The sequence below is a fragment of the Hanstruepera ponticola genome (assembly GCF_002940745.1).
In the GTDB taxonomy this organism is placed as follows: Bacteria; Bacteroidota; Bacteroidia; order Flavobacteriales; family Flavobacteriaceae; genus Hanstruepera; species Hanstruepera ponticola.
Genome location: NZ_POTB01000001.1, coordinates 1,571,373 through 1,597,830 on the forward strand (window position 1 = coordinate 1,571,373; position 26,458 = coordinate 1,597,830).

Below are 26,458 nucleotides of genomic sequence, written 5' to 3' on the forward strand. Positions count from 1 at the left end.
ATGTCAACACAAAACATTAAAGCGATAGATGCTTTGGAGGAAGCTCATAGAATGGCTTTTGCTCCTTTCATATTTCAAACAGTTGTATCGTTAAGAAAACTTGGCATATTTGACCTTATTTTCGAAAAAAGAAAAAAAGGTGGTATCACAAAAGAGGCTATTGCTGAAACACTACAATTAAGCGTTTATGGTGTTGGTGTATTACTAGAAATGGCTGAATCGTCCAATATGGTTACTCAAGATGAAACTGGACAATTTAAACTAACCACAATTGGTTATTTTTTAGCTTATAATGAAACCGTTAGTGTCAATATTAATTTTGCACATGACGTATGCTACAAAGGCATGTATCATTTAGACGAAGCGATAAAAACTGGAAAACCTGAAGGTTTAAAAGAATTAGGTAATTGGAAGACAATTTATGAGGGTCTTTCACAGTTAACACCTATTCAACAAAAATCTTGGTTTGAATTTGATCACCATTATTCTGATGATATATTTGCTGAAGCCTTAAAAATTGTCTTCAAAAAAGAACGAAAAACTGTGTTTGATATTGGTGCTAATACGGGTAAATTTACGATTCAGTGTTGCAAACATGACCCTTCTGTTAATATGACTATGGTAGATCTTCCTGGTCAATTAAATGTGGCATTAAAAAATGTTGAGCAAGAAGGATTTCAAAACCGTGTTAAAGGTCATCAAATAGATTGGTTATCAGAAAACCCAAAACTTCCTAATGGTGCTGACACCTTTTGGTTATGTCAATTTTTAGATTGCTTTTCTAAAGGTGAAATACTAAAAGTACTTCAAACCTGTGTAGATGTTATGGATGAAAATGCTGAACTAATTATTGTTGAAACTTATACTGATAGACAACGATTTGACAATGCAAAATTTATTTTGGAAGCCACATCATTATATTTTACAGCTTTGGCAAATGGAAATTCTAAAATGTATAAAGCAAGTGAATTTATTGAAATAGCGGAAAAAGCAGGTTTAAAGCTTAATGAAGATATTGCTTTAGGTGAATACCACACTATGCTAGCATTTTCTAAAAAACCTAATGAGTAGTACAGATTATTACATAAAGTCCTATTGTAGCATAAAGAATCAGCATGTTTCTTTAAATGGTTCAATACTATTTAAAGATGAATCTAAATCCTATATAGATTTTATAAAAGCCACTTATAAAAATCAAAATGTCAAATATCCAAAGTTTTTTAAAATGGATAATTTGAGTAAACTAGCATTTTTAGCTGCTGATGTCCTTTTAAAAAATGAAGACTTAAACACAGAGTCAGAAAATAATATTGCTATTGTATTTTCAAATAGCGCATCTAGTTTAGATACTGATAGAAAACATCAAGAATCCATTCAAAATAAAGAAAGTTACTATCCAAGTCCAGCTGTTTTTGTGTACACTTTACCTAATATCTGTATTGGAGAGATAAGTATAAAATATAAGCTGTATTCTGAAAATAGTTTTTTTATCTTTGACAACTTTAATGCAGACCATTTATTCACCTATTCAAATAGTTTGTTATCAAGTAATAAAGCAGACGCCGTTCTGTGTGGATGGGTAGAATTTGATAAGGAGGATAATTATGAAGCATTTTTATATTTAGTGTCTGATAAAGGCAATATAAAGCATAAAAAACAAAACATAACAACATTATATAACACATAATATGGACGCTTTAAAACAAGAATTAAAAGAAAATATTATTGAGCAATTAAACTTGGAAGATATGTCGCCAGATGATATTGCCAATGACGATATGCTATTTGGTGACGGACTAGGTTTAGACTCCATTGATGCACTTGAACTTATTGTTATGCTTGATAAAAGCTACGGTATCAAATTAACCGACCCAAAAGAAGGTCGCGCTATTTTTGAATCAATAAACACAATGGCTGCTTATATTACAGAACATAGAACTAAATAATAAACACTTTTGAGTAAAGGCATTGCCATAACCGGAATGGGTATTATTTCTGCCATTGGAAACAATGTTGCAGAAAACTACCATGCGCTATTAAATGGCAATAAAGGCATTACACGTGTTGCCAAAATAAAAACCAACCATGTCAATGAAATTATGGTAGGTGAAATTGCCTCTACAAATAATGAGTTTGAGCAGCAACTTAATCTAAATTCTGATAACAATTATTCTAGAACTGCTTTTCTGGGTGCTGTTGCTGCCAAAGAAGCTGTTAAACATGCTGGAATAACCAATATCAATACCTATAAAACAGGATTGATATCAGCAACTAGTGTTGGTGGTATGGATATGACCGAACGCTATTTTTATGATTATCTTACAAACAAGGCCACGCAAAAGTATATTGAAGGACATCATGCTGGTGATTCAACTCAAAAAATAGCTGAACAGTTAGGTATTGAAAAAAGTTTGGTTACAACTATCAGTACGGCATGTTCTTCAGCAGCAAATGCTATAATGCTTGGCGCCAGACTTATCAAATCTGGTGAATTAGATCGTGTTATTGTAGGTGGCTCTGATTGTTTATCTAAATTCACTATAAATGGTTTTAAAACCTTAATGATTTTATCGGATACTTATAACACGCCATTTGACGAAAACCGTAAAGGCTTAAATCTAGGTGAAGCTGCTGCATTTTTGGTGTTAGAATCTGATGCTGTAGTAAAATCCGAAAACAAAACCGTTTTAGCCTATGTAAAAGGATATGGTAACGCTAATGATGCATATCATCAAACAGCATCATCAGATAATGGAGATGGTGCAACTATAGCCATGGAAAAAGCTTTAAAGGTTGCTAACTTGACACCAAATGATATTGATTATATCAATGCACATGGTACAGCTACTGGTAATAATGATTTATCAGAAGGTCGTGCTATCATTCGTGTTTTTGGAGAAAATGTTCCCGATTTCAGTTCTACAAAAGCCTACACTGGGCATACATTAGCTGCTGCTGGTGGTATTGAAGCAGTGTATTCGGTTTTGGCACTTCAAAACAATGTGATTTATCCCAATCTGAATTTTGAAACCCAAATGAAAGAATTTTACATCACACCACAGCTAGAGCTAAAGGAAAAACCTCTTAAAACAGTCATGTCCAATTCATTTGGATTTGGAGGCAATTGTTCAACTGTTATATTTTCGAAAGAGCCGTAAAAATGAAACAAGTTTATATAAATAGCGTTGGTTCCATTTCTGCTCAAAAAACATTTGATAATGATTCTTTTTTAGAAGATGTTGTTGATTATGAAGACAATGTTATTTCAGTCATAGACCCTAATTATAAAGACTACATCCCTCCTGCCGCTGCTAGACGTATGGCAAAAGGGATTAAAATGGGTGTTGTGGCATCAAAAATCGCTTTACAAGATGCTGGGTTAGAAAATGTGGATGCAATCATAACCGGAACTGGAATGGGTTGCGTTCGTGATTCAGAGAAATTTGTAAGTGCTATCATTGATAATGACGAACAATATCTCACACCAACATCATTTATCCAATCAACCCACAATACAGTTGGTGGACAAATAGCTTTAGAATTGCAGTGTAAAGGCTATAATTTCACATATGTTCATGCAAGTAATTCCTTTGAATCTACTCTGTTAGATGCCAAACTCCAATTAGAGAATGATGAGGAAAAAAATATTCTAATTGGTGGTGTTGATGAGCTTGGGGACCACACAGTTGCTATTCACAAACTCATAAACCACATAAAACCAGAAGCCATTAAAAGTTCTAAACTTTTAGATTCTGGTACTGAAGGTGCTGTATTTGGTGAAGGTGCTAATTTCTTTGTTTTATCAAATGAAAAAAAGGCATCTTCATATGCTAACATTATTGGTGTAAAACTTTACAATACATTGCCTAAAGCAGAAGTCTCTCAAACTGCTTTAGACTTTTTAGCCGAAAATAATCTAGATGTAAAAGATATTGATATCCTCATTCTTGGTAATAATGGTGATATAAAATTTGACGATTTTTATACAGATTTACAATCAAAAACATTCCATAACAACCAGCAAGTTTATTACAAACATTTATGTGGTGAATTCAACACAGCATCTTCTTTCGGGTTTTGGCTTGCTTCAAAGATTTTAAAAACCCAAACAATACCTGATGTTGTAAAATTAAATAAGTTTGAAAATTCATCTTACAAAACTATATTGCTATACAATCAGTATCGTGGAGAAAATCATAGTTTCACGTTGCTAAAACAATGCTAAATTTTAGGTCAGTAAATATAGCAACTGGCATTATTTTATTAATACTCCTTGGTTTTTATCTATTCTTCAATATAACTCTATGGTGCGTTATTTTAGCATGTATTATTTGGTTACTTATAACCATGTTGGGTTCAGGTTTAATTCACTGGAACTATCATTTAAAAGCTTTAAATTATAATGCAAATATCAAAACCAATCATGTTGCAATTACTTTTGATGATGGCCCAAATTCAAATTTCACACCAAAAGTTTTATCATTATTAGAAAAGCACCATGCAAAAGCAACATTTTTCTGTGTTGGGAAGCATATAGAATCACATCCAGATATTTTTAAAACTATTATTGACCACGGTCACACAGTTGGAAATCATACTTATTCACATGCTAACACTTTTGGTTTTTTTAGTACTAGTAAAGTGATGGCCGAATTGCAAAAAACCAATAATATTGTCAAAAACATTTCGGGTTTACAGTTAAACCTATATCGTCCAGCCTTTGGTGTAACAAACCCGCGAATTAAACAAGCTGTAAAAAAACTAAACCTCACAACAATAGGTTGGAACAAAAGGTCTCTGGATACAACCAAATTGAATGAAGAACAGGTTTTAAAACGTATTACGACGAACATAAAAAAAGGAGATGTTATTTTGCTTCATGATACAAGTGAAAAAACAATCCGTGTTTTGGAACGGTTATTGTTATTTTTGCAAGAGAAAAATTTACAGTCTGTTACTGTAAACGATTTATTTAATGTAAAATCCTATGCGTAGTCTAATTTGTATCGTCATTTTTTTTATTTCGGTAAATTCATTTGCTCAAACACCCATGAATAATCAGGAAGCCATGGCCTTAAAATCATTGGTTAAGAATAGAGCGGCTACTACCAAAACCATTTTAAGTGATTTCACACAATCCAAACATCTTGATTTTTTGGACAATGATATTGTGACCAAAGGTAAGCTTGCCTTCAAATCTCCAAACTTAATAAAATGGAGTTACACAGACCCTTTTAAATATTCAGTAGTATTTAAAAATGAGACCTTGTATATAAATGATGAAGGCAATAAAAGCAACGTTGATATAGGTTCAAGTAAGATGTTTAAGCAACTTAACAAGCTCATTATAAATAGTGTAAAGGGTGATATGTTTGATGACAATGCATTCTCTATCACCTATTTTAAAATTGATGGTTTAAGTTTAGTTCAGTTTACTTCAAAAGATGAAAAACTGTCTAAATACATCAGTGCATTTCATATTACTTTCAATAAAAAAGGTGACGTTGAACAAGTTAAAATGATAGAACCTTCGGGAGATTTTACCAAAATAGATTTTGTAAATAGAGTACTAAATAACCCAATAAATGACACGCTATTTACTAATTAGTATTGGTTTATTCGTTTTTGGTTGCGGATCCTTTCCTAAAAATCAAGGCTTTACTAAAACTATTTCATCAGAAAGTATTCTAGAGAATAATTACTTTTCTAATAAAAACACGGATTATGTTTATAAAGCCCAAATTATAGTTTATGATCAGCATTTCGGAGGGCTCTTAATAGTTAAGAAAATTCAAGAAAATACACATCGCGTTGTGTTTACAACTGAAATGGGAACTAAATTATTTGATTTTTCTTTCTTAGAAAATGATTTTAAGGTAAACTATATTGTTGATGACTTTGATAAGGGTTTATTAATTAAGATTCTTAAACAAGATTTTAAAACATTAATTACCGAAACCTTAAATTATGATAACCAATATAAAATTGGTTCCCAAAGTATCTTTGAAACTTCATTATATAATAAAAAGCACTTTTACTTTTTTAATAATGATTCGCTTGTTAAAATTAATCGCACAAAAGGTGCAAAAGAAAAAGTTAGCTTTCAATTTTCAAATATTAGTGATAGTATTGCAAAGCAAATCGATATAATACATCATAATATACAACTTAAAATAACCCTAAAATCAATAAAATAAAAAATGAAAAAACTCATTCTCTTTTTTGCTATTGTTATGGTGACAACAGCAACATTTGCACAAGTGAAAGTAAGACCAGGTTTTAGAGCTGGACTAAACGCATCAAAAATCACCCATATAGAAAATGTAAATAGAAAAGTTGGCATCAATGCATCAATGTTTGTAAATGTCCATTTATCGCGTTTCTATGAATTACAGCCTGAATTGACCTATTCCAATCAAGGGTGGACACGTGACAGATTTAGTTATATAGATCCTTATAATGATGTTACTTACAATGTCAATAGTGAAGACGTTAGTTCACATTATATTGGTATAGCTCTTACTAATAAGTTTTTTGTACATCCAAAAATAGGGTTACATGTGTTACTTGGTCCAGGAATGGAATTTAACGTTTCAGACAATCTGCCCTATGATAGCCTAACACCAATTGATTTGACACTTTTTGGGGGTATTGGTTATGAATTCCCTTTTGGACTTGGTTTAGAAGCAAGATATAAACAAGGCCTTATTGATGTTAGAGATGGCTATTATGATGACTATTACTACGATAACGGTTATTATGAAGGTAGTTATTACAACGGTAAAAATAAGTTGAACTCTGTTTTTCAATTTAGTGTTTATTATAAATTTGCTTGGTAATGCTTTTAAAAGATTTCTATAAAGTAACTAATTTGGCTGTTGCAGATGGTTCTGCAACAGCTCATATTACCATAAATAAAAATCATGACGTTTTTAAAGGTCATTTTCCAGGAAACCCAGTTACACCTGGTGTTTGTATGATGCAAATCATTAAGGAGTTAACAGAGCAAGTTGTCAATGAGCAATTATTTATGCAGTCATCAAACAATGTTAAGTTTATGGCAATTATAAATCCTGAAGTGAATCCAGATTTGGTCTTAACGCTTGATATTTCAGAAGACGATGATGGCAACTTTAAAGTAAAAAACGTTACCAAGTTTGATGAGACTGTTGCGCTAAAATTATCAACTACTTTTAGAAAAAGATAAGAACAATGAAGACTCTTTTGACGTTTGCGACATTCTTGATTTTGAGTTTTCAAACTTTGAATTTAGCCTCTGTACGTGAGAGTTATAAAGTAGCTGCCCAAGATAAATCACAATTAGATTCTTTTTTCAACATGATGGAACCCATTACTAAAAGTAATGATGTTGCTCTTGTTGCCTATAAAGGTGCCGCTTTGACATTGCGAGCCAAATACGCAAAAACCATAAAGGAAAAGAAGGATGGTTTTATAAGTGGCGTTGATTATATTGAATATGCTATTGAAAAAGAACCCAATGCCATTGAGCCTCGCTTTGTGCGATTAGGCATTCAAGAAAATGCGCCTAAAATTTTAAAATACCGAGACAATATTGAAGTAGACAAAGCTTTTTTACTCAAGCAATTTCAACATATTTCTTCTAAAAATCTAAAGACTCATATAAAAGACTATATTTTACAGTCTAAATTATTTTCAGATGCAGAAAAAGCAACTATTAAAGAGTAATGAATATGAAGTGTTATTTAATTGTGTTTTTTCTTTTTCACTCTTTTTCTTTTTCTCAAATCAATGAAAATATATCCCTTTCAAATGATTCAGTAAACTCAATTGCCTCAATCAAGTTAAGCGTTAAGAAAAACATCGATTCTTTTGCATATGATGAAGATTCTAACAAGAGGCGTTACAAAGTTAAATTTGAAGGTGACTATATGCGATTGCTAATAATGAAAGCTGATGGCTCAAAGCCAATAAATAAAGGATTATTGTATGATTTTTCTAATGTTTATAAATTTGATGGTATTTCATTTAGACGTAAAGATATTGCTTACATAAACATTTATTTAGATTTTTTAGATAAAGAGAATTACCCTAAAAGAAAGAAATGGGTAAAAATCAAATTAATAATGAAAGTTTTTGGTCATGAAAATGCAAAAATAATTATGGCGTCACTTAAAGATTATAACGAAGCTCTAAAAAATAAGTGAGTTACATAAAATGTATTACCATTTTTTGCGCGAAATTACCTTTAGGATGATGAAAAAAAGCAGTAATTTTGAATATGTAATTTGAAATGATTGCAACTGCGTGCAAAACAACCTAATCCAACAAAAAATTATTGATTTAAATGTATGTGTTTTAATTCCCACATACAATAATGAGCGTACATTAAAACGTGTACTTGATGGTGTGTTATTAATCACCAAAAACGTTATTGTAGTAAATGATGGTTCAACTGATTCTACTTCTAAAACGCTAAAATCCTATCAAGAAATTGAACAGATACACTTCCCTAAAAACAAGGGAAAAGGTGTTGCCTTGCGAGAAGGCTTTAAAAAAGCCATTGCACTAGGTTATGAATATGCCATTACCATCGACTCTGATGGACAACATTTTCCTGCTGACATTCCAAATTTCATAAATGCCTTGGAGGTTTCCAATGATAAAAATCTTTTACTCATTGGTTCACGAAATATGAATCAAGAGGGCGTGCCTGGCAAGAGTAGTTTTGGTAACAAATTTTCAAACTTTTGGTTTTGGTTTGAAACAGGTATTAAACTTCAAGACACCCAGTCTGGTTTCAGACTATATCCATTAAACGTCATAAAAAACATGACATTTTACGCCACCAAATTTGAGTTTGAAATTGAAGTCATCGTCAAATCTGCTTGGCGTGGTGTAACTGTTCAAAATATTCCCATCCAAGTATTGTATGATGAAAATGAACGGGTTTCACATTTTAGACCATTCAAAGATTTTACAAGAATTAGTATCTTAAATACATGGCTGGTAATTGTCACCTTGTTTTATATCAAACCACGAGACGTATTTAGAAAATTAAAACGCAAAGGCATTAAACGTTTTTTTGTTGAAGATTTTCTCGGTAGTGGCGATTCAGCAAGAAAAAAAGGCTTATCCATTGCATTAGGTGTCTTTATTGGACTTTCGCCATTTTGGGGTTTTCACACAGTTATCGTGATATTTTTAGCTATTTTTTTTAGGCTAAATAAAGCAATTGCTTTTGCTTTTTCCAATGTAAGCTTACCGCCTTTTATTCCTTTTATATTATATGCTAGTTTTGAATTTGGCCAATATATCATGAATGTTGATTATGGTTACACTAAAGAGGAAATTATTGAAAACTTTGAGGTTTTAACCCATATAAAAGCTTATATTATTGGTAGTTTTTCACTGGCAATCATTTCCGCAACTGTTCTAGGTATTTGTGGTTATGTGTTCTTCTTAATTTTTGATAAAAGGAAAGTTGTTTTAAATAATGGGTGATTTTTTTTATCACATATATCAATTTATTCGTGCCAAAAAAATCATTGGTGTTATTGCTTTTTCAATCATTGTTACCGGATTGATTTGGTTTGCTTCGCAGATAAGCTTTGAAGAAGACATTACCAAACTCATTCCTACCAATGACAAAAATTCTGATGCACAACGCGTACTGCAAACAGTCAATTTTGCTGACAAAATAATTGTAAACATAAAAAGAGATGACAAAACACCTGTTGATGCGTTAACAGATTATGCATCTCAATTCATTGATAGCTTAAACAAAACAAGCACTCCGTATTTCACGAAAATTCAAGGAAAGGTTGAAGATGAAGCTGTTTTAAATACTTTGAATTTTGTTTACAATAACCTACCGCTATTTCTTAATGAAAATGACTACAAGCTAATTACCAACAAACTTCACAAGGATAGTATAATAAAAATTACCAATAACAACTACAAAACACTCATATCCCCTTCAGGATTTGTAACCAAAGAAACCATTTTAAAAGACCCTTTAGGACTGTCCGTTATAGCCTTAAGAAAACTTCAGCAGTTAACTTTTGGCGACTCATTTTCATTACATAATGGTTTTTTGTTAAGTCAAGACAAGAAACATATTTTACTATTTATAACACCAACCCATAAGTCTAGTGAAACTGCGGAAAATGCAGTTTTTGCTGAACAATTATACCAAATACAAGATCAATTAAATTCAAAGTTCATCAATCAAGTTTCAAGTGAGTATTTTGGAGGTGCTTTGATTGCTGTTGCTAATGCCAAGCAAATAAAAAGTGATATTCAGCTAACGGTTTCCATAGCAATGAGTATCCTATTGATTATTCTTATTGTTTTTTACAGAAAAATTGTTTTACCGTTAATTCTATTCATTCCGACTGTTTTTGGTGGATTATTGGCCGTTTCTATTCTTTATATTGTCCGCACTAAAATATCAGCAATTTCCTTGGGTATAGGCTCTGTATTGCTTGGTGTGACTTTAGATTATTCACTACATGTACTGACTCACATTAGAAACAATAACAATGTAAAAGCTCTGTATCAGGAAATCACGAAACCTATTTTAATGAGCAGCTTAACTACTGCCCTGGCCTTTTTATGCTTATTATTCTTAAATTCTCAAGCTTTACAGGATTTAGGGATTTTTGCCGCTATTAGTGTTATTGGATCCTCTTTTTTTGCACTTATCTTCATTCCTCAAGTTTACAAATCCAAGCCATTATTTATTCATAAAAAAACTTTTATTGATAAAATTGCAGGCATTGAACTACATAAAAAGAAATGGCTAATTAGTTCATTAATTCTACTTTTCTGCATTAGTTTTTTCACTTACAACAAGGTTGGTTTTAATAATGATTTGTCTAAACTTAATTATGAACCGCCAGAAATCATGGCTGCTCAAAAACGATTAGATGCTTTAACCAATATTGCTTCTAAATCTGTTTATTTAGCTTCATATTCTGAAAACGAACAAGAGGCCATACAAGCAAACGATAGTGTTTTCTTAAAACTTTCTCAATTAAAAACCTCAAACGACATAATTGACTTTAGTTCTATTGGTGCCATTATACAATCTAAAAAAGAACAACGGAAGCACCTTGATAACTGGGATAAGTTCTGGACTAAAGAACGCATTGACACGCTTCAAAACAATCTTATTGAAAGTGGTAAAACACTTGGTTTTAAACCCACTACTTTTCATGCCTTTTATAAACATTTAAAGTCACCTTTTAATCCACTTACTGTTACGGATTTTAAAAAGCTTGATGTCATAAATATTGAAGATTACATAAGTACTAAAGACAATTTTACAACAGTTACCTCACTAGTAAAAGTTACTGATGAACAGTCCGAAACGCTCATATCAATGTTTGAGAAAACACCTCAAACACTGATAATTGATCGTAAGCAAATGAATGAAACATTTTTGGGTAGTCTTAAAAATGATTTTAATCGTTTGGTTGGTTATTCGTTGATTGTGGTCTTACTCATTTTATTGTTGTTTTACAGAAGTCTTTCATTGAAGTTGGTTACAGCAGTTCCAATAGCATTGACCTGGCTATTAACTATTGGCATTATGGGCTTTGTTGGTATTGAATTTAATATCTTCAATATCATTATTTCAACGTTTATTTTTGGTCTAGGCATTGATTACAGCATTTTTATAACCAATGGTCTTTTAAAAGGCTATCAAACAGGTGAGCAAATTATTTTCACCAACAAAACTTCTATTATTCTTTCTGTAATCACTACCATTCTGGGTGTGGGTGTCCTAATTTTCGCTAAACATCCTGCCCTTTATACCATTTCATTGGTTTCTATAATTGGCATCATATCAGCAATGTTGATGGCTTTTACCATACAGCCTTTACTATTCAAATTGTTTATTGGAAGTAAAACCAAGCGACCAATTTCATTGCGTTTATTAATACATTCATGTTTGTCTTTTGGATATTACGGTATTGGTGGATTCATCTTATCTATGTTGAGTTTAATCCTCATTCCAATAATACCTTTAAGTAAAAAACTGAAAATGAAATGGTTTCATAAAACTATTTCTGGCTTTATGAAATCGGTCTTGTATTCCAATCCCTTTGTTTCAAAAAAGATTATAAACCTCAATAACGAAACTTTCAAAAAGCAATGTATTATTATTGCCAATCATACCTCCTTTTTAGATATTTTGGCAATTGGCATGTTGCATCCAAAAATTATTTTTTTAGTCAATGACTGGGTTTATAAATCTCCTGTTTTTGGGAAGGCTGTTCAATTAGCTGGGTTTTATCCTGTTTCAAGTGGTATTGAAAACGGTTTAGATCATTTACAAAAAAAGGTAGAACAAGGCTATTCACTTATGGCGTTTCCTGAAGGCACACGGTCTAATACCAACAAAATTCGTCGCTTTCATAAAGGTGCCTTTTACCTAGCACAGCAATTAAATATTGACATCGTGCCAGTATTAATACATGGTAATTCTGAAGTTCTCCCAAAAGGCAGCTTCATCATCAAAGATGGTAGTATTACATTAAAAATATTAGACCGAATTTCAGTAAATGACACGTCCTTTGGAACTACATATAAAGAACGTACAAAACAAATAAGCAACTATTTTAAATCTGAATTTAATGCTTTAAGACAAGAAATTGAAAGTGATACATACTTTCATCCAATAGTTTTGGAAGATTTTAGATATAAAGGTCATGAGCTATATAAAAAGGTAAAACTAGACCTGAAAAATCAAGCTTCAGTTTATAAAAATATCACAGATTATGTTGCTAAAAATGAAACAATAATTCACGTATCAAAGGATTATGGCCAATTAGATTTTCTTTTATCTTTAGATAGTTCAGATCGAAAAATAATCACATATATTGAAGACGATTTAGTTAGTGAGATTGTAGGCAATAGTTATATAAGTAATACACATTACAAAATAACTATTACTAAAACTCTTGAGGAGCTTTCAAACTTTAGCGGAAATACCCTTATTCTTAATTCTTCTAGACCTATAGAAAATGTATTAGATTTATTTTTGTCTGATTCAATTTTGAATGTTATTTTGTTACATGAAAGTCAAAATTATTATTCGCAAATTTTTAAAACAAAATCATTTAAGGTAGTAACAACAAACAAGCGTTTTACTATATTAAAAAGAAAAAATAAAGAATAGATGAAGGCGCACTATGATGTTGTAATAGTTGGAAGCGGATTAGGCGGATTGGTGTCAGCGATTATCCTGGCAAAAGAAGGCTATAGCGTTTGCGTTTTAGAGAAAAACCAACAATTTGGTGGCAATTTACAAACCTTTGTTAGAAATAAAACCATTTTTGACACTGGTGTACATTACATTGGTGGTTTGAGTGAAGGCCAAAATTTATACCAATATTTCAAATATCTTGATATTCTAAAAGGCTTAAACTTAAAAAAACTTGATGAAAATGGTTTTGATATCATCACTTTTGAAGGTGATGATAAAGAGTACAAACATGCTCAAGGCTATGATAATTTTGAGCGGGTTCTGATTGAGGAATTTCCTGATGAAGCCAAAGCTATCAAAACCTATTGTGCCAAACTACAAGAAACCTGTAACAAGTTCCCTCTTTACTCTTTGAAAAAAGGTAAGCCCTATTATGATGATGCCGAAATTTTTCAACTCCAAGCAAAATCTTATATTGATTCTTTAACGGATAATGAAAAATTACGCGCTGTTTTAGCAGGCTCCAATTATTTATATGCAGGTGATAGCGAACGTACACCTTTTTATGTGCACGCGCTCTCGGTAAATTCTTATATTGAAAGTGCCTATCGCTGTATAAATGGCGGTAGCCAAATAACCAAATTGCTCATCAAAAAGCTTAAGGAGCATGGTGGTGAAACTTACAAACGACATGAAGTTATACGTTTTGGCTATGACGATGATAGTAAGAAACTAACTTCAGCAATTTGCGCAAATGGGAAAGAAATTCATGGAGATATATTCATTTCCAATATAGAACCTAAACTTACTCTGAAGTTTGTAGGCAAAGACAAGTTTAAAAAATCATATACCAATAGAGTTGATCAAATTGAAAGCACAATTGCAGCCTTTAGTCTGTATCTAGTTTTAAAGCCTGGCACTTTCAAATATCAGAATAAAAATTTCTATCATTTTAAATATCCAGACCGTATTTGGGATGCACAAGATTACACCGAAGAAACTTGGCCGGAAGGGTATATGATGTCTATGGGTATAAAAAAAGATATGGAAGAATATGGCGATAACATTACTGTAATGACCTACATGCGTTATGAAGAAATGGCACCATGGATAGACACATTTAATACAGCAGCCAATAAAAATGAACGTGGACAAACCTATGAGGATTTTAAAGCTGAAAAAGCTGAAAAACTTATTGATGAACTAGAGAAAAAATTTCCAAATATTAGAGATTGCATTCAAGAGATTTACACATCAACACCTTTATCTTACAGAGATTATATAGCATCCAATAATGGATCTATGTATGGTTATGTAAAGGACGTAAATAGACCCATGCAATCATTTATTTCCCCAAAAACCAAAATACCTAATCTCATGTTTACAGGTCAAAGTATTAATATGCATGGTATTTTGGGAGTAACAATAAGCGCTATAATTACCTGCTCTGAAATAGTTGGAAAAGATTATTTACTGGATAAAATATTAGAAGCCAATACTGAAGAAAAAGTTATGTACGATGGGAACGATTAAAACAAAACCCATAAAGCGTATTAAAGAAATCTCAAAAGCAGATTTCATTAAGTATTATTATAAACCTCAAATCCCTGTTTTAATAGAAGGTTTAACCACTGATTGGCCTGCCTATAAAAAATGGAATATTGAATACATTCAAAGTTTAGCTGGAGATCAAGTAGTTCCACTATACAATAATGAACCCACTAAAGGAAAACAAAAATCGGCTGAACCTACTACCGAAATGAAGCTCTATGATTATTTAGAACTCATAAAATCCAAACCAACAGATTTACGCATCTTCTTTTATGATTTGATGAAAAACATGCCAGTTCTAGCCAACGATTTTAGTTATCCAGATATAGGGCTTAAATTCTTTAAACGATTACCGGTCATGTTCTTTGGAAGTAAAGGCTCAACAGTATTGCCGCATTATGATATGGACTTGGCTGATTTAGTGCATTTCCATTTTCATGGCAATAAAAGAGTGGTGCTTTTTCCTCCTTGTCAGACCAAATACCTCTACAAAGTTCCCTATGCGGTACACAATGTAGAAGACATTGATTTAGATAATCCAGATTTTCATAAATATCCAGCCTTAAAGCATCTTGAAGGGTTGGAAATAGAAATGAAACATGGTGATGCCCTTTTTATGCCTAGTGGTTATTGGCATTATATTACGTATTTAAATGGCGGATTTTCCATGACCCTTCGAGCATTCTCTAAAAAGCCTCAAGTACTCATGAGGATGTTGTACAATGTATTTTTTATGAGACATTTTGAAAACAAAATGCGGAAATGGAAAGGTCAAAAATGGATTGATTATAAAGATAAAAAAGCCATTAAAAAAACCAATAAAGACCTACATAAGCAATAAGAATATGGCATTTCAAAAATATATTCTGGGGCTTTTACTAGTAGCTGTTGTAACATCATGTGGGATTTCAAAATCATTGGAAGACACTCCAGATGTAAGCGCCTATATCCAAACCAAACCTGAACGTATTGCAACATCAGATTCCACCTATTATACAAAACAAGCTTATTTAGCAGCCAATAAGTATGGACAATGGGAGCTATTTGCTGAAGGAGATCCTTATCAAATTGGATTGCAATCAGGAGCTCTTACACAAGAGCTATTTGAAGAACAAGAACGTGCCTTTTTGGGTAAGGTTGGTGAAATTGTCCCTTCAAAATTCAAGCAATATTTACTTCGAAAAATTTTAGCATGGTACAACCGAAAAATGTATTTACATGTACCTGAAGAATATAAAGCAGAGATTTTGGGCTTATCAAAATATGCAGGTGATGATTATGACTATGTTGCTGACGACTACTTGCGAATGCTTTACCTGCACAGCGCACATGATATTGGACATGCGCTTCAAGATTTAGCTTTAGTTGGTTGCTCCTCCTTTGCGGCTTGGGGTGAAAAAACCGAAGATGGTAGCTTGATAATTGGACGAAATTTTGATTTTTACGCTGGCGATGCCTTTGCCAAAAACAAAATAATCGCTTTTATTAAGCCAACCAATGGTTATAAATTTATGTCGGTTACCTGGCCAGGTATGATAGGTGTTGTTTCAGGAATGAATGAAAAAGGCTTAACCATAACCATTAATGCTGGAAAATCGGATGTACCTTGGTCGGCAAAAACGCCTATTTCCATACTTACGCGTGAGATTCTACAATATGCATCGACAATTGATGAAGCCATTGAGATTGCTAAAAGAAGACAGGTTTTTGTGTCCGAATCTATATTGGTTGGTAGTGCGATAGACAACAAAGCTATAACTATTGAAGCATCACCAGAGAATTTTGGTGTGTATCAGGTTGAAAACACAAACCAGTTAATTTGTTCCAATCATTTTCAAAGTGATGCCTATGCCAACGATGAAAACAATATTAAACACATAGCCGAAAGTCACTCGCAATACCGATACGAGCGAATGGAAGAGCTGTTGGATGAAACCCAAAAACTCACTCCTCTAGCGGCTGTAGATATTTTACGAAATACTAAAGGCTTGGAGGATAAATCCATTGGTTTTGGTAATGAAAAAGCATTAAATCAGTTACTGGCACATCATGGGATTGTGTTCAAACCACAAGAACTGGTGGTTTGGGTTTCTGCCAATCCTTATCAATTGGGCGCTTTTGTAGCCTATGACCTGAATACCTTTTTTCAGGAAGCTCCAAAAAATAAATCGGGTATATCTCTCCATAATGAAACCTTGACGATTGAAGCGGATCCTTTTCTTTATACAGACACTTATAAAAACTATGAACGTAATCGTGTGTTGAGTCGTGAAATTTCTAAAGCCATTTCGAACAAGGAACACGTAAAACCTGAAACTTTAAAGGAACTTCAGAAAACCAATCCTGACTATTGGGAGGTATATTACATCATTGGAAAATACAATTACAAAAAAAAATATTATAGAGCTGCTTTAAATGCTTTTGAACAAGCAAAAACTAAAGAAATAACGACTGTACCAGATCGTGAGGAAATAGATTTATATATTAAAAAAATTAAAAGACGATTGAACGAATGATTCCAGAAATAGAACTAGCGTCTAAAGAAACCATAAAAAACTTTCAAGAAGACAAATTGCAGGATTTATTAGGTTACCTGAACAGTAAATCTAATTATTATAAGCGTCTTTTTAAATCTCATAAAATTGACATTTCTAAAATTAAAACTTTAGAAGATTTAGTTAAAATACCTGTAACAACCAAAGATGATTTACAGCGACACAATGACGATTTCCTTTGTGTCTCCAGGGAAACCATTATTGATTATGTAACAACTTCTGGAACATTGGGTGATCCTGTGATTTTTGCTCTTACCGATAACGATTTAAATCGATTAGCTTACAACGAAGCCATATCCTTTGCCTGTTCCGGCGTTACAAAAACAGATGTGATGCAGTTAATGACAACCATAGATAGACGTTTTATGGCAGGTCTTGCCTATTTTTTGGGAGCAAGAGAATTGGGTGCTGGCATTATTCGTGTTGGTGCTGGTATTCCAGAATTACAATGGGATTCTATATTAAAATTTAAACCAACCTATTTGATTGCAGTCCCTTCTTTTTTATTGAAACTTATTGAATATGCTAAAAATCATGGTATTGATGTTAACCAATCGGGTGTTAAAGGTGCTATTTGTATTGGTGAACCTTTAAGAAATCAAGATTTCTCTTTAAATACTTTAAGTGAAAAAATTACGGCTAATTGGAATATTGAATTGTATTCAACCTATGCTTCAACTGAAATGAATACAGCCTTTAATGAATGTGAAGCGCAACAAGGTGGTCACCATCATCCAGAACTAATAATAGCCGAAATTTTGGATGATGATAATAACCCAATTACCAATGGTGAAATAGGCGAATTGACCATAACCACTTTGGGTGTGGAAGGTATGCCATTGTTACGTTTTAAAACAGGCGATATGGTAACAGCTCATACCGAAGCCTGCTCATGCGGCCGAAACACCATGCGCTTGGGCCCAGTTGTTGGTCGTAAAAAACAAATGATAAAGTATAAGGGTACAACATTATATCCACCTGCCATGGATAATATTCTAAATGACTTTACTGAAGTTCAAGGCTATGTCATTGAAATCTCAAAAAACACGATTGGCACTGATGAAATTTGCATAAAAATAGCCTCAAAAAATCCTAATGATAAGCTATTATCCAATATCAAAGACCACTTTAGGGCCAAGTTACGGGTTTCTCCTACTATTGAGTTTCATGATAAGGAAACCATCCAAAAAATGCAGTTTCCTGTTATGAGCCGAAAACCTATTTTGTTGATTGATAAACGTAAAATAGATTAATTAATCTAATAAAAACTCTCTGTTATAGTGATGTTAAATCTATAAAAACTACAGATTAAATTTGTAATTTGAATGCAAATTTAAGTTATGAAACGATTTAAACTTTTAATCATTCTTTTATTTTTTGGAGTAATTTTTAAAGCTGAAGCACATCCTTCATGGGGAATTGTTGTTGATGATAATGGTTGTATTTATTTTGCAGATGTCATGCATAATGGTGATGGAACGCTTTGGCGAATTGACCCAAACTCAAATGAATTGGAAGCTATATTTACCAATTTTCACGCACATCAAATCTATTTAAAAAATAACGAGATTATAGCAGCCATTGCCAAATGGCGTTCTGGAGAAATTGAGGGTGAAGGTCATAATTATCTATTTAAGTATGAACAAAATATTAAGAAATTAGACACCCTATTATTCACGGATGACTGGGATGAATTTCACGGTCAGGTATTTGCCGCTTCTGATGATTTAAAAAATGTTTATTTTGCTTTTAATAAACAAATTCACTTAAAATCTCTAAATGGTAAAACGGTAACCTTATTACCAAGAAAATTCGACAGAATTAGCACGTTGACAACTGACTCAAATAACAACCTTTGGATTACAGATTCAAAATATAAAAACGGTACATTATTTAAATGGTCAAGTGCCGATGGACTCATAGAGATTGCCAATAACTTAATACCTCAAGAGCCTAAAAATCCCATTTTTGATGAACCACACCATCAAATGTTTTATGGTATTTCGTTTGACAAGTCAGGCAACCCGCTTGTTACTGAAAATGCCAATCGCTCAATTCAATCAATTAACGATAATGGTGATGTAAAAACTGTATACACATCTGAATTACATTGGAGCCCGAATGGCGTATATTATAAAAATGGCCATTACTATATTATGGAGACTGGCTATAATAAAAAACACTTGGGTCCAAGAATTATTATTACGGACTTAAACTTCAAACCAATACGTATATTAGATATTGATTTTGCTCAAAAACGTTTGAGATAAGTATATTAATTTAACAAATCGAAGCTAAAAAAACTTTGTATATAGATTGTAATGTATTTACAAAAACCATTTAGTTTGTCACTGAAAAATTTGTTCAGCACGAAATTACTTTGGCTGATAGTTTAAATCATACTTTGTAGTATCTTTTTAGAAATTTTTTAAAATGAAACGGACTTTAGTCAAATTTAGAAATAGTAGGTTTCGCCAATTTTTAAAAAGGCATGAAAAGTATGCGCCCATTATATTTTTTATTGGAGGTTTTATTTTTGATTCCCTTACTTTAGGAAGAATTGATAGACTTTACGACTTAATTGTTCTTTCTTCTCATATGACTCTTTTAAGCATTATGCTTTACATCTATAATTTAGCTGATGATAATAAATGGGAGAACACCTTTCTAGAACGCTATCAAATTTACTTTCCTTTAGCCATTCAATTCTTTTTTGGTGGTCTGTCAAGTGCTTTTGTAATTTATTTTTCCAGAAGTGTATCACTTTCTAAAACGGCTATTTTCTTTATCCTGTTGGTCATACTATTACTAACAAATGAGTTACTAAAAAAACGAATTTCAAATAAATACTTACAATTCGGTATATATTCTTTCATAAGTTTTACTTTTTTCTCCTTTATGGTTCCCGTTTTTTACAAAGAGGTTAGTAAAGAGGTTTTTATAATCTCTGGACTAATAAGTTTAATCTTGACCGTGATTTTAATAACTATCATATATAAAAGCAGTCCCAGTACACGTGCAGAAATAAACCTAAAAAAAGTAATGAGTCTTGTTTTTGGTATTTACTTTACATTAAACTTGTTCTATTTTTTTAAACTTATTCCTCCAGTCCCTTTAGCACTAAATGAAGGCATCGTAGCACATAATATTAAAATTGAGAATGGTAATTATTACATTACTTATGAAGCTGATGATTGGTTTATATTTTGGCGTGACCACAAGTTAGAATACATTCATGATAATGGTTCCAAAGTCTATATATTTTCATCTTTATTTGCTCCTACAGATTTAAAGGAATCTGTTTTTCATAGATGGAAGTGGTTTGATCCTGAAACAAATTCTTGGAATACGGTCGAGGATATTGGGTTTAAAATTTTTGGAGGAAGAGATGATGGTTTTAGAGGATATACTTTCAAACAGAATGTGAAAGAGGGTCTATGGAAAGTAGAAGTTATTACTGATGAAGAATTAGTTATTGGTGTTATTGATTTTGAAATAATTACAGATTCAAATCTAAAACCAAAACGTTTAATAACTCGAAAATATTAACATGGTAATGTCTTAACTAAAACGTTTAATTATGGAAAGTGCACAGAAATTAGCCAGCCGGTTCAGAGAAGTTATTTTAAACGGCACTTGGATAGCCAATACTAATTACCAAGACCAACTATCCAATATCACATGGCAACAAGCCATAACAAAAGTTAGCTCATTGAATACTATTGCGCTTTTGGCTTTTCACATTAACTATTACATAGCCGGTGTGATGAATGTATTTAAAGGCGGTAACCTTGAAATTCACGATAAATACAGTTTTGATATGCCAGAGATAACTTCAGAAAACGAATGGAATAAACTACTCAAAACCATGATGCAAAATGCCGAAGCCTTTGCAAAATATGTTGAAGAAATGAGCGAAGAACAATTAGATAATACCTTTATTGATCCAAAATATGGTAGTTATCGTCGGAATATTGAAGCCTTAATCGAACATAGCTATTATCATTTAGGGCAGGTATCGTTAATTAAAAAAATGATTTTATTATCTTAAGAAAATGAAAAGGTTTTTTGTATTATTTCTATTTGTTATTAATATCTGTTTCTCACAAACAGAAACTTATCAAAAAAGTCTTTCTGATTATGCAATTGAACTTACAAATCAAAATGTCACATATGACCCAAGTTATTTTGCAATAGATTATCCAAACGGTGATATACCAAGCTATAAAGGTGTTTGTACTGACGTAGTAATAAGAGCCTACAGAAAAATTGGTGTTGATTTGCAAAAAGAAGTTCATGAAGATATGGTCAATAATTTTAATGCCTACCCAAACATTTGGGGGTTAAAGACAACTGATAAGAATATTGACCATAGAAGAGTTCCAAATCTTATGACTTTTTTTAGAAGAAAGGGAGCCGAAAAATCAATAACTAATAATTCAGAAGATTATTTACCAGGTGATATTGTTTGTTGGAGTTTAGGTGGAGCGATTACACACATTGGAATTGTAGTAAACAAAAAGTCGGAAAATGGTAGACGAAATTTAATTGTTCACAATATAGGAAACGGACAGGTATTAGAAGATTGTCTTTTTAATTTTAAGATAATTGGACATTATAGATACCAAATCCCTTAAATCTTTTGAAAATTTTTACTTCTTAAACAATTCAAATTCAAAAGTTACAGCAACTTCATTAGACAATTTATTGCTAACAATTTTTGGGATTTCAATTTTAAAATCTGATGCGAGTACGTTAAAGCTTCCAGTAAGCTTCAAAACATTTTCAATTTCCGATATAGTTACTTTAATGTCCTTTAAAGATTTAGAAACACCGTGAAACGTTAATGTTCCATCAATAGTAAACGTATTATTCAACTCTTTTGTTGAGAAATTATTAAAAGTCCCTTTAAATGTTGCTTTGGGATAGGTGTTTGACTCGGCATAATTTTCATTAAAATGCTCTTCCATTAAAGCGTTTTTAAACCGGAACCCTTTTACCAAAATCAACGCAGCAAATTCACCGTTTTCGGTATTTAAAATAGCTGTTGTTGATGTATTAGTTGCTTTAACCTCCTCAAAAGATGGCACCGAGGCTTCAAAAGTTACACTTCCTGTTTTGGTCATATACTTACTTTGAGCCTGAACAAGCATTCCAAAACTCAATAAAATGATAGATGCAATTTTTTTCATAATACATATTTTGTTATTCTTCTTGAAGACCTTCTGCTTCCCATAATATAACCGTATCGATTAAGTTTTGTGGTAACCTAGGTCCTCCAAAAGGCATTAAAAACCCTAAATTATCTGATGATATCCTAGCTATTAGATCTCTATTCTGAACGGCATCCCTAACATTTTCATAAGTTATTAATGACATAGGTGCTCCATTCACTGGTGGATTGGAATGACAATCAATACAATTGTTATCTATAATACTTTTTACATGACCTATGTAGGTTATTGTGTCATCAGGTATAGGTGTGTTTTCAATTAAATCATCTTCACTTACAGAAGTGCATCCATAAAAAACTAAAATTCCAAAAGTTATTATTACAAGTTTTGCTTTCATGATTTTCAATTAAAATACGCGACTTAAATTAAATCCAAAATAAATATCTCCTTCGCTCCAATCACCTGTTGACTGACCCAAAAATGTATTGGTATTCATAGGTTGTGCATTGGTAAAATGCATTTGAAACACATGACCTCCAGTTTCTAAATCTATTCCTATGGACAGCGGATTTCTAAATGGTGAATCAGAGGCTCTATTTAAATGCCACCCATAATCGGCATTTAGAGACCAACGCTTACCTAACTTATACCGACCACCAAAACCTAGTGCGAACTGGGAATTATCTTGATCGTTAATCATCACATAGTTGTCATGAAAAAAAGTTGGTGCAAATTCCAGAGATAATTTTTCAGACATTTTTCTTGAAATCAACATTTGAACAGTATAACCCAACCGGTGTTTAAACTCCAGCTTGGGTAGATTATCCTCATCCAAAGCTGTGTTGATTAAAATGGAATTAAAGCCAACTAATGTAAACGGGAAACCATTATCCTCTTGCCTCAACAGGCGATATTTTAAAGACCCTTCATAAATTTTCTGATAGGAGCTCCTAGAAACTCCAATATTAAATCCATCAGAAATACCATATATAAAATTCAACCTAGTAACAGCATCATCCAATCCAAAAAACGTGTCAAATCCATTTTTTACACTTCCAAATCTGTGTGCTACAACTAATGTAAACTCCTTTTTTGCAACCAATTTTGTTGATTCAAAATTTACAATTTTAAGTCCTTTAAAAGCAGCAGAAGTATAGGAATGAGAAACAGAATCAGTATCTATTTCATCAAGTAGATCTTCTTGAGCAAAGAAGCTCATTGGCAATAAAATTATTAAGACCCATAATGTTTTCATAATGATATTGTTATTGAATTTGACACGCATTATCTACTGAATAATTAATCTTTTGGTGATTATGTTCTTGTCTAGTTCAAACCTGATTAAGTACATACCAGATTTAATATTTGAAACATCTAATTCAATCACACCTCCTCTGTTTTCTATGGTGTTAGTCAGCACAGTTTTTCCTGTTAAGTCAATTATATACAAGTTTCCGTTTGTATAGTTTTGAGGTAAAGCGATTTTTAAATTGGCGTGTACAGGATTTGGAGTTAGTCTAACTGATACCTCTTCAAATTCATCGATACTTAAGCCTTCTTGAACAGTAATAACACCTGACATGTTATTTGCTCCATGAATCCCGCAGAAATAAGGATTTACCCCTTCAACAGTAAAAGTATATGAATAAGTCTGTCCTAAACCTGTTAAGACTGGGCTGCTAAATGTTTCTGTACTACCTGTATTACTCTCAACCGTATGAGGCACTTCGTCTGTCCATGTCCATCTTACAGTATCTCCAATATCAATAGTTAAATCGGCTTCAGGACTTTCAAATCCTCTTTCCCAGATTAAATCGTGCGTTGTTTGAGCATGTAATCCAATGGTTATTGAGATTGCAAGCATTAGTAATTTTGTTTTCATAATTTATGGTTTTAATTAATTAATAATATGGCATTGGTCTAGTTTAATTTCTTCCAATAAATCATCATAGCCCAAAAACCTTCCCTTTATTGTGATGTTATTTGATTCTTTTAATTTAGGATTTAGTCTTTCTTCAAATTGACAAAACACGACATTGTCTATTACAAGACTGTGAACATCAACATGTGAGATATATCCGAATACCGTAATTGTTTTATCTAAATATTTGGATTCAGAATCATCTGAATTAATCTGAAACTCTTCAATAAGGTTTTGGGAAGACACCTTATAAATTGATTTTTCAGTTTGAATATCTCTGTGATCTTGATATAAATAATTATAACCAAAAACCCCTAAAAGAATAAGTATTGATATTATAATGCTCCATTTGCGCATACATAGTATGTTTTAAAACTGCCCCAACTAATTTCCAAATTGGAGCAGTTGCTATTAATCAATAATTTGGGAGCAAATAAAGTAGGCTTTACTGTTTATTTTTTGTTAGTTTCGTTCAAATGTAAGTGTGTCTATACCACCATTTCCGCCACTGACATCTCTCAACCTAATTACATCTTGTGAGTGTGAGACAATATCCCAATCATCATTTAGGTCTTCAAACTTATTACTGTCAGAGACATTAAAAAACATATTGAAATCTATATCGTCATCACTACTACCACTACTATCTGTAATAGACCAAGTTCCATTTATAGTATTGTTATCATTTGATGCTATAACAGTTCCATTGGACTGAAACGTAAAATTATAGCCGATAAAATCATTAGTTTCATCTTGACCAGAATCAATAAAACTAGTAACACGCCAAATACCAGATTCCGCTTGTTCAATGACTTGTTGTATTTCACCTCTGTTGTCATCGTGAGAGCCGTCATCGTCATCGTGATGTGAACATGTTGATGACAAAAGTGATAAACTGCACATCATAATAAATCCGTATAAAATTGTTGTTTTCATAATTCGTTGTTTTTTTAATTGATTATTGTTTCTTTTTTTAATTACAACTACTTTCATAGCGCAACCTATCATCGTCACCTACACGTAAATCAACCTTTGTCTCACCTGTTACACTTTCTATTTCATGAAGCCTCCAATTGTTATTACAAAGTGGTAGCGTAGGAATATCAATGACTACCGTAATATCATTTCCTGTTCCATTTGTTGACCAAGTTCCATTGTAATTATTGGTATTATAAACCGAAGTTACGCTACCATCACTGAAGAAATTAAAAGTGTAACCATTGTAAACATCATCATAGTCCGTACCGTTTCTCTCCAATTTATCAACAAACCAATTGGTGCAATTAATTAATATATCTTCTAATTGGTTTGGCGTGCAATTGTTACAATCATCATCATTATAATCATAATCATCATCTTCATCACAACTATCAGAAAAGTTATTAATGGTTGTTTCTAACTCGTTTAAATTATTGATTGTAATTTGAGTTCCATCAAATACTATAACGGTTATAGGGAATGAAACAACTACAATATCATTACTATCAATATTTTCAATAAAATTATACAGTGCGTTGTCATTTTGAATGGAAATGGTTTCAATCAATTCATTGTTTGTGTTGAAAATGGACATACCAATTGGGTATTCAAAATCCAAACATTCAATGTCATCATCTACTTCATTCTCACCATTACAATTAGCAGCATTTTGATTTAATTCCGAATAAGTATTGATTATTACTTCTGAAAAATCAGACAAAACTATGGTTATAGGATAATTAAATTGTAAATAATCAGTATCGTCATCCAATGAGTCAAAAATTGATTCCACCTGATTTAAATCAGCTTCATCATTTATTTCAACTTGAATACCATTTGCGACTACAGTTACTGGTAATTGAACCGTGAAGCAATTGGCATAGTCCAAAATATTATCTATTGAACCATCGTTAGATGCTGTTCGCTTCATAAGGTCAGCAATGTTAGAAGCAGGTTCTAAAGTATCTTCAGGTGGAGACTCAATAAGTTCCATTTCTTCTTTTCTGCAGCTTACAAATAATACTGCTATTGATAAAAGTGCTATGAGGTAGGTTTTAATTGACATATTTAGTTGTTTCATTTG

29 protein-coding genes are annotated in these 26,458 nt (G+C 32.2%); 22 read left to right on the top strand and 7 right to left on the bottom strand.

The window, feature by feature from the left end:
• The 22 genes from C1S72_RS07135 (at window position 1) to C1S72_RS07240 (ending at window position 21,938) form a co-directional block, all read left to right on the top strand.
• The gene (locus C1S72_RS07135; protein ID WP_104734935.1) at window positions 1-1,071 is read left to right on the top strand and encodes a methyltransferase; all 1,071 of its coding nucleotides are present in this window, start codon (window positions 1-3) and stop codon (window positions 1,069-1,071) included.
• Window positions 1,064-1,687, top strand: coding sequence for a 3-oxoacyl-ACP synthase (locus tag C1S72_RS07140; protein ID WP_104734936.1), 624 nt, complete (start codon window positions 1,064-1,066; stop codon window positions 1,685-1,687). The genes C1S72_RS07135 and C1S72_RS07140 overlap by 8 nt, the downstream gene beginning before the upstream one ends.
• Before the next feature lies 1 nt (window position 1,688).
• Window positions 1,689-1,946: a phosphopantetheine-binding protein gene (locus C1S72_RS07145; RefSeq protein WP_104734937.1), complete on the top strand. Its 258-nt coding sequence runs from the start codon at window positions 1,689-1,691 to the stop codon at window positions 1,944-1,946.
• Between the two features lie 9 nt (window positions 1,947-1,955).
• Window positions 1,956-3,158 (top strand): beta-ketoacyl-[acyl-carrier-protein] synthase family protein, encoded by a 1,203-nt coding sequence (locus tag C1S72_RS07150; RefSeq protein ID WP_104734938.1) that lies wholly within the window; start codon window positions 1,956-1,958, stop codon window positions 3,156-3,158.
• 2 nt (window positions 3,159-3,160) lie between these two features.
• Window positions 3,161-4,225 carry a beta-ketoacyl synthase N-terminal-like domain-containing protein gene (locus tag C1S72_RS07155; protein ID WP_104734939.1) on the top strand — a complete coding sequence of 355 codons (1,065 nt, stop codon included), beginning with the start codon at window positions 3,161-3,163 and terminating at the stop codon, window positions 4,223-4,225.
• The gene (locus tag C1S72_RS07160; protein ID WP_104734940.1) at window positions 4,219-4,995 is read left to right on the top strand and encodes a polysaccharide deacetylase family protein; all 777 of its coding nucleotides are present in this window, start codon (window positions 4,219-4,221) and stop codon (window positions 4,993-4,995) included. The genes C1S72_RS07155 and C1S72_RS07160 overlap by 7 nt, the downstream gene beginning before the upstream one ends.
• Window positions 4,988-5,608: a LolA family protein gene (locus tag C1S72_RS07165; protein ID WP_162919941.1), complete on the top strand. Its 621-nt coding sequence runs from the start codon at window positions 4,988-4,990 to the stop codon at window positions 5,606-5,608. Before C1S72_RS07160 ends, C1S72_RS07165 begins: the two co-directional genes overlap by 8 nt.
• A complete protein-coding gene (locus C1S72_RS07170) occupies window positions 5,586-6,197 on the top strand; it encodes a hypothetical protein (RefSeq protein WP_104734942.1) in 612 nt (203 codons plus the stop codon). Before C1S72_RS07165 ends, C1S72_RS07170 begins: the two co-directional genes overlap by 23 nt.
• 3 nt (window positions 6,198-6,200) lie before the next feature.
• Window positions 6,201-6,839: a porin family protein gene (locus C1S72_RS07175; protein ID WP_104734943.1), complete on the top strand. Its 639-nt coding sequence runs from the start codon at window positions 6,201-6,203 to the stop codon at window positions 6,837-6,839.
• Window positions 6,839-7,207: a hotdog family protein gene (locus C1S72_RS07180; protein ID WP_104734944.1), complete on the top strand. Its 369-nt coding sequence runs from the start codon at window positions 6,839-6,841 to the stop codon at window positions 7,205-7,207. The genes C1S72_RS07175 and C1S72_RS07180 overlap by 1 nt, the downstream gene beginning before the upstream one ends.
• A 5-nt stretch (window positions 7,208-7,212) precedes the next feature.
• Complete coding sequence (locus tag C1S72_RS07185) at window positions 7,213-7,707, top strand: hypothetical protein (RefSeq protein ID WP_104734945.1); 495 nt, start codon at window positions 7,213-7,215, stop codon at window positions 7,705-7,707.
• A gap of 5 nt (window positions 7,708-7,712) precedes the next feature.
• Window positions 7,713-8,186: a hypothetical protein gene (locus tag C1S72_RS07190; RefSeq protein WP_162919942.1), complete on the top strand. Its 474-nt coding sequence runs from the start codon at window positions 7,713-7,715 to the stop codon at window positions 8,184-8,186.
• Between the two features lie 100 nt (window positions 8,187-8,286).
• Window positions 8,287-9,483, top strand: a complete 1,197-nt coding sequence (locus C1S72_RS07195; RefSeq protein ID WP_104734947.1) for a DUF2062 domain-containing protein — start codon at window positions 8,287-8,289, stop codon at window positions 9,481-9,483.
• Window positions 9,476-13,168, top strand: coding sequence for a 1-acyl-sn-glycerol-3-phosphate acyltransferase (locus tag C1S72_RS07200; RefSeq protein ID WP_104734948.1), 3,693 nt, complete (start codon window positions 9,476-9,478; stop codon window positions 13,166-13,168). Before C1S72_RS07195 ends, C1S72_RS07200 begins: the two co-directional genes overlap by 8 nt.
• Window positions 13,169-14,728, top strand: coding sequence for a phytoene desaturase family protein (locus C1S72_RS07205; RefSeq protein WP_104734949.1), 1,560 nt, complete (start codon window positions 13,169-13,171; stop codon window positions 14,726-14,728). It abuts the gene before it with no gap.
• Window positions 14,715-15,587 carry a cupin-like domain-containing protein gene (locus C1S72_RS07210; protein ID WP_104734950.1) on the top strand — a complete coding sequence of 291 codons (873 nt, stop codon included), beginning with the start codon at window positions 14,715-14,717 and terminating at the stop codon, window positions 15,585-15,587. Before C1S72_RS07205 ends, C1S72_RS07210 begins: the two co-directional genes overlap by 14 nt.
• Before the next feature lie 4 nt (window positions 15,588-15,591).
• Window positions 15,592-17,262: a C45 family autoproteolytic acyltransferase/hydolase gene (locus tag C1S72_RS07215; RefSeq protein ID WP_104735822.1), complete on the top strand. Its 1,671-nt coding sequence runs from the start codon at window positions 15,592-15,594 to the stop codon at window positions 17,260-17,262.
• Window positions 17,259-18,554 carry a phenylacetate--CoA ligase family protein gene (locus C1S72_RS07220; protein ID WP_104734951.1) on the top strand — a complete coding sequence of 432 codons (1,296 nt, stop codon included), beginning with the start codon at window positions 17,259-17,261 and terminating at the stop codon, window positions 18,552-18,554. The genes C1S72_RS07215 and C1S72_RS07220 overlap by 4 nt, the downstream gene beginning before the upstream one ends.
• 87 nt (window positions 18,555-18,641) lie before the next feature.
• The gene (locus C1S72_RS07225; protein WP_104734952.1) at window positions 18,642-19,571 is read left to right on the top strand and encodes an NHL repeat-containing protein; all 930 of its coding nucleotides are present in this window, start codon (window positions 18,642-18,644) and stop codon (window positions 19,569-19,571) included.
• 163 nt (window positions 19,572-19,734) lie between these two features.
• Entirely contained in the window at window positions 19,735-20,850 is a 1,116-nt protein-coding gene (locus C1S72_RS07230) for a DUF2914 domain-containing protein (RefSeq protein ID WP_104734953.1), read from the top strand.
• A gap of 31 nt (window positions 20,851-20,881) precedes the next feature.
• Window positions 20,882-21,352 (top strand): DinB family protein, encoded by a 471-nt coding sequence (locus C1S72_RS07235; RefSeq protein WP_104734954.1) that lies wholly within the window; start codon window positions 20,882-20,884, stop codon window positions 21,350-21,352.
• A gap of 4 nt (window positions 21,353-21,356) precedes the next feature.
• On the top strand, window positions 21,357-21,938 hold the full coding sequence (locus C1S72_RS07240; RefSeq protein WP_104734955.1) for a DUF1287 domain-containing protein: 582 nt from the start codon (window positions 21,357-21,359) through the stop codon (window positions 21,936-21,938).
• A gap of 15 nt (window positions 21,939-21,953) precedes the next feature.
• Here the strand turns inward: C1S72_RS07240 and C1S72_RS07245 are convergent, their stop codons facing one another.
• The 7 genes from C1S72_RS07245 to C1S72_RS07275 all read right to left on the bottom strand — a co-directional run bounded on the left by C1S72_RS07245 (window position 21,954) and on the right by C1S72_RS07275 (window position 26,440).
• Window positions 21,954-22,493, bottom strand: coding sequence for a YceI family protein (locus tag C1S72_RS07245; RefSeq protein WP_104734956.1), 540 nt, complete (start codon window positions 22,491-22,493; stop codon window positions 21,954-21,956).
• Window positions 22,494-22,506: 13 nt separating this feature from the next.
• On the bottom strand, window positions 22,507-22,872 hold the full coding sequence (locus tag C1S72_RS07250; RefSeq protein ID WP_104734957.1) for a hypothetical protein: 366 nt from the start codon (window positions 22,870-22,872) through the stop codon (window positions 22,507-22,509).
• A gap of 9 nt (window positions 22,873-22,881) precedes the next feature.
• On the bottom strand, window positions 22,882-23,730 hold the full coding sequence (locus tag C1S72_RS07255) for a DUF5777 family beta-barrel protein (protein WP_230401591.1): 849 nt from the start codon (window positions 23,728-23,730) through the stop codon (window positions 22,882-22,884).
• Between the two features lie 33 nt (window positions 23,731-23,763).
• Complete coding sequence (locus C1S72_RS07260) at window positions 23,764-24,357, bottom strand: T9SS type A sorting domain-containing protein (protein ID WP_104734959.1); 594 nt, start codon at window positions 24,355-24,357, stop codon at window positions 23,764-23,766.
• 15 nt (window positions 24,358-24,372) lie between these two features.
• Window positions 24,373-24,753 (bottom strand): OB-fold protein, encoded by a 381-nt coding sequence (locus C1S72_RS07265; protein WP_104734960.1) that lies wholly within the window; start codon window positions 24,751-24,753, stop codon window positions 24,373-24,375.
• 105 nt (window positions 24,754-24,858) lie between these two features.
• Window positions 24,859-25,332 carry a hypothetical protein gene (locus C1S72_RS07270; RefSeq protein ID WP_230401592.1) on the bottom strand — a complete coding sequence of 158 codons (474 nt, stop codon included), beginning with the start codon at window positions 25,330-25,332 and terminating at the stop codon, window positions 24,859-24,861.
• Between the two features lie 37 nt (window positions 25,333-25,369).
• Window positions 25,370-26,440, bottom strand: coding sequence for a hypothetical protein (locus tag C1S72_RS07275; RefSeq protein WP_104735824.1), 1,071 nt, complete (start codon window positions 26,438-26,440; stop codon window positions 25,370-25,372).
• Between the last annotated feature and the right edge of the window lie 18 nt (window positions 26,441-26,458).

What these genes read in the sequence shown, in the direction of transcription:
- C1S72_RS07225 (WP_104734952.1), top strand. Translation starts at nt 18,642, where the DNA reads ATGAAACGATTTAAACTTTTAATCATTCTTTTATTTTTTGGAGTAATT.
- C1S72_RS07265 (WP_104734960.1), bottom strand. Translation starts at nt 24,753, where the DNA reads ATGCGCAAATGGAGCATTATAATATCAATACTTATTCTTTTAGGGGTT.
- C1S72_RS07175 (WP_104734943.1), top strand. Translation starts at nt 6,201, where the DNA reads ATGAAAAAACTCATTCTCTTTTTTGCTATTGTTATGGTGACAACAGCA.
- C1S72_RS07260 (WP_104734959.1), bottom strand. Translation starts at nt 24,357, where the DNA reads ATGAAAACAAAATTACTAATGCTTGCAATCTCAATAACCATTGGATTA.
- C1S72_RS07215 (WP_104735822.1), top strand. Translation starts at nt 15,592, where the DNA reads ATGGCATTTCAAAAATATATTCTGGGGCTTTTACTAGTAGCTGTTGTA.
- C1S72_RS07275 (WP_104735824.1), bottom strand. Translation starts at nt 26,440, where the DNA reads ATGTCAATTAAAACCTACCTCATAGCACTTTTATCAATAGCAGTATTA.
- C1S72_RS07155 (WP_104734939.1), top strand. Translation starts at nt 3,161, where the DNA reads ATGAAACAAGTTTATATAAATAGCGTTGGTTCCATTTCTGCTCAAAAA.
- C1S72_RS07255 (WP_230401591.1), bottom strand. Translation starts at nt 23,730, where the DNA reads ATGAAAACATTATGGGTCTTAATAATTTTATTGCCAATGAGCTTCTTT.
- C1S72_RS07205 (WP_104734949.1), top strand. Translation starts at nt 13,169, where the DNA reads ATGAAGGCGCACTATGATGTTGTAATAGTTGGAAGCGGATTAGGCGGA.
- C1S72_RS07210 (WP_104734950.1), top strand. Translation starts at nt 14,715, where the DNA reads ATGGGAACGATTAAAACAAAACCCATAAAGCGTATTAAAGAAATCTCA.
- C1S72_RS07240 (WP_104734955.1), top strand. Translation starts at nt 21,357, where the DNA reads ATGAAAAGGTTTTTTGTATTATTTCTATTTGTTATTAATATCTGTTTC.
- C1S72_RS07220 (WP_104734951.1), top strand. Translation starts at nt 17,259, where the DNA reads ATGATTCCAGAAATAGAACTAGCGTCTAAAGAAACCATAAAAAACTTT.
- C1S72_RS07270 (WP_230401592.1), bottom strand. Translation starts at nt 25,332, where the DNA reads ATGAAAACAACAATTTTATACGGATTTATTATGATGTGCAGTTTATCA.
- C1S72_RS07185 (WP_104734945.1), top strand. Translation starts at nt 7,213, where the DNA reads ATGAAGACTCTTTTGACGTTTGCGACATTCTTGATTTTGAGTTTTCAA.
- C1S72_RS07170 (WP_104734942.1), top strand. Translation starts at nt 5,586, where the DNA reads ATGACACGCTATTTACTAATTAGTATTGGTTTATTCGTTTTTGGTTGC.
- C1S72_RS07235 (WP_104734954.1), top strand. Translation starts at nt 20,882, where the DNA reads ATGGAAAGTGCACAGAAATTAGCCAGCCGGTTCAGAGAAGTTATTTTA.
- C1S72_RS07200 (WP_104734948.1), top strand. Translation starts at nt 9,476, where the DNA reads ATGGGTGATTTTTTTTATCACATATATCAATTTATTCGTGCCAAAAAA.
- C1S72_RS07230 (WP_104734953.1), top strand. Translation starts at nt 19,735, where the DNA reads ATGAAACGGACTTTAGTCAAATTTAGAAATAGTAGGTTTCGCCAATTT.
- C1S72_RS07160 (WP_104734940.1), top strand. Translation starts at nt 4,219, where the DNA reads ATGCTAAATTTTAGGTCAGTAAATATAGCAACTGGCATTATTTTATTA.
- C1S72_RS07250 (WP_104734957.1), bottom strand. Translation starts at nt 22,872, where the DNA reads ATGAAAGCAAAACTTGTAATAATAACTTTTGGAATTTTAGTTTTTTAT.
- C1S72_RS07180 (WP_104734944.1), top strand. Translation starts at nt 6,839, where the DNA reads ATGCTTTTAAAAGATTTCTATAAAGTAACTAATTTGGCTGTTGCAGAT.
- C1S72_RS07140 (WP_104734936.1), top strand. Translation starts at nt 1,064, where the DNA reads ATGAGTAGTACAGATTATTACATAAAGTCCTATTGTAGCATAAAGAAT.
- C1S72_RS07245 (WP_104734956.1), bottom strand. Translation starts at nt 22,493, where the DNA reads ATGAAAAAAATTGCATCTATCATTTTATTGAGTTTTGGAATGCTTGTT.
- C1S72_RS07145 (WP_104734937.1), top strand. Translation starts at nt 1,689, where the DNA reads ATGGACGCTTTAAAACAAGAATTAAAAGAAAATATTATTGAGCAATTA.
- C1S72_RS07190 (WP_162919942.1), top strand. Translation starts at nt 7,713, where the DNA reads ATGAAGTGTTATTTAATTGTGTTTTTTCTTTTTCACTCTTTTTCTTTT.
- C1S72_RS07135 (WP_104734935.1), top strand. Translation starts at nt 1, where the DNA reads ATGTCAACACAAAACATTAAAGCGATAGATGCTTTGGAGGAAGCTCAT.
- C1S72_RS07165 (WP_162919941.1), top strand. Translation starts at nt 4,988, where the DNA reads ATGCGTAGTCTAATTTGTATCGTCATTTTTTTTATTTCGGTAAATTCA.